This is a genomic window from Pseudorhodobacter sp. (genome assembly GCF_030452865.1).
Taxonomy (GTDB): domain Bacteria; phylum Pseudomonadota; class Alphaproteobacteria; order Rhodobacterales; family Rhodobacteraceae; genus Pseudorhodobacter.
This window is the reverse complement of sequence record NZ_JAKDLJ010000458.1, coordinates 1-2611: the sequence shown is the minus strand read 5'-3', so window position 1 is coordinate 2611 and position 2611 is coordinate 1. Positions and strand designations below refer to the sequence as shown.

Genomic DNA, 2611 nt, shown 5'->3' with positions numbered 1-2611 from the left:
CTGCAAGTTTCAACCGTCCAAGTGCCAACAGAGGGGAATCCCGTCGGTTGATCCGGCGATACGATCCAGGGCAAACACATCGCAGAATGTGAGCGCCTGCCTTGATACTGCCAATGTGAGAGGAAATATAAATGAGCTTTCTGAAAACCATTACCTTTGCAGGGGCAATTGCCCTGGCATCGGCTGCGACCGCCGAAGAGCGGTTCATCACCATCGGGACCGGTGGTCAAACCGGCGTCTACTTCGTCGTCGGTCAGTCGATCTGCCGTCTTGTCAACCGCGACACGGCAAAGACCGGGTTGAAATGCACAGCACCGTCTACCGGCGGTTCCATTGCCAACGTCAACGCAATCGCGGCTGGCGACATGGACATGGGCGTGGCGCAATCCGATGTGCAGTACAACGCCTATAACGGGGTCGCCGATTTCGAAGGCAAAAAATTCGACAAGGAAAGGGCGGTCTTTTCGGTGCATGGCGAATTGCTCACCTTGGTGGCGCGCAAGGATGCGAATATCGCAACTTTCGATGACCTCAAGGGCAAGCGCGTGAACGTCGGCAATCCGGGCTCGGGTTCGGCGGCGACGATGGCCGTGGTTCTGGCCGCAAAAGGCTGGAGCAATGCTGACTTCTCGCTCGCATCGGAACTGAAACCTGCTGAGCAGGCTGCGGCACTGGGCGACAACAAGGTGGACGCGATCAGCTATGTCGTCGGCCACCCGAACGGCTCGATCCAGGAAGCGACATCGACTGTTGAGGCCAATATGGTGACGGTGGACGGCCCGGTGATTGACAAGCTTGTCGCGGACAATCCCTATTACGCCAAGGGTGTGATCCCCGGCGGCATGTATCCGGGTTCGCCCGACGACACGCAGACCTTCGGCGTCAAGGCAACCTTCGTGACATCGGCCGATGTACCCGATGAGGTTGTGTACGAGGTGGTCAAGGCGGTGTTCGACAACTTTGACCGGTTCAAGGGGTTGCATCCGGCGTTTGCCAACCTCAAGCCTGAGGAAATGATCAAGGACGGGTTGTCGGCTCCGCTGCACCCAGGTGCGATCAAATATTACAAGGAACGCGGCTGGATGTAACCGGCCCGATCAAGACCAGATGATCCCGGTGGGGCGCGTGATGCGCGCCTCACCGACCCCACGGACAGAACAAAAAACCAACAGGGACGCCTTTTTGAACAGGGCGAGGGGACACAAATGGCAGAACAAGACCAACAACAAGCCGCCGCAGTCGAGGCCGCCGCCGCCGGACATGGCGGGCTTTCGCAGGCCGAACTCGATGAGTTGATCGCCTCGTCAGATACGGGCGGACGCGCGACAACCGGGCCGGTCGGTGCCTTCATCATGATTGTCGCGATTGCCTGGTCTCTGTTCCAGCTTTGGATTGCGTCGCCGGTCATGTTCTGGTCACAGCAGCTTTTGGGTTTTGGTGTGTTCAATGACACCGAATCCCGCTCCATCCACCTCGCATTCTCGATATTCCTCGGCGTTGCCGTTTTTCCCGCCGCGCGCACCAAATTCCAGCTTGCCCTCGGCGTCGCCGTGCCGCTTTTGCTGGGATTCCTGTTCATGACAGGGGCGAAAGACGGAACAGCAGTCTGGTGGATTCCCATTGTTTCGCTCGGCATGGTTGCCGTCATTCTGCTCGGCTCCCCCAAAGACCGGATTCCGGTTTGGGAATGGGCCTTGGGCATTCTGGGCGCGATGACTGCACTGTATCTCTACGTTTATTATGATGACATCTCGGGCCGCGTCGGTGCGCCGATCATGCAGGATTTCGTCGTTTCAGTTCTGGGTCTGATGATCCTGCTGGAGGTGACGCGCCGTGCCCTTGGCCCGGCCCTGATGATCGTCGCGACAGTCTTTCTCGTCTATACGGTGCTCGGGCCATATATGCCTGATATCATCGCCCATAAGGGCAACAACCTGTCGGAGATCGTGAACCACCAGTGGATCACCACCGAAGGCGTGTTTGGTATCGCGCTGGGGGTTTCAACTTCCTTCGTGTTCCTGTTTGTGCTGTTCGGCTCGCTTCTGGATAAGGCGGGGGCGGGCAACTATTTCATTCAGGTGGCGTTCAGCCTGATGGGCCACATGCGTGGCGGTCCGGCCAAGGCCGCAGTGGTTTCGTCGGCGATGACCGGTCTGATTTCAGGCTCGTCGATTGCGAACGTCGTGACCACCGGCACCTTCACCATTCCACTGATGAAAAAGGTCGGCTTCTCGGCCGAAAAGGCTGGCGCGGTCGAAGTTGCGAGTTCGGTGAATGGCCAGATCATGCCACCGGTCATGGGGGCTGCGGCCTTCCTGATGGTCGAATATGTCGGTATTCCCTATTTCGAGGTGGTGAAACATGCCTTCTTGCCAGCGGTGATTTCCTATATCGCGCTGGTCTACATCGTCCATCTGGAAGCGTGTAAAGCCGGGATGGAAGGCTTGCCGCGTGCCTATACGCCCAAGCCCATCGTGCAAAGACTGATCGGGATTGTCTTCACGATAGCGGTGATTTGTGCGGTATCGCTGGCGGTTTACTATGGCATGGGCTGGATTCGTCCGACCTTCCCCAAAGCTGCGGGGTATATCATCTTCGCCTTCCTGACGGC

2 protein-coding genes are annotated in these 2611 nt (G+C 57.9%); both read left to right on the top strand.

Going from position 1 to position 2611, the window contains the following annotated elements:
- Window positions 1-131: 131 nt before the first annotated feature.
- A complete protein-coding gene (locus tag L0H65_RS18010) occupies window positions 132-1088 on the top strand; it encodes a TAXI family TRAP transporter solute-binding subunit (protein ID WP_301460590.1) in 957 nt (318 codons plus the stop codon).
- Window positions 1089-1205: 117 nt separating this feature from the next.
- Window positions 1206-2611, top strand: a 1406-nt coding sequence (locus tag L0H65_RS18005; RefSeq protein WP_301460589.1) for a TRAP transporter fused permease subunit, incomplete at its 3' end; no start/stop codon positions are given.

Coding starts and splice junctions, on each gene's coding strand:
- L0H65_RS18010 (WP_301460590.1), top strand. CDS start 132: ATGAGCTTTCTGAAAACCATTACCTTTGCAGGGGCAATTGCCCTGGCA.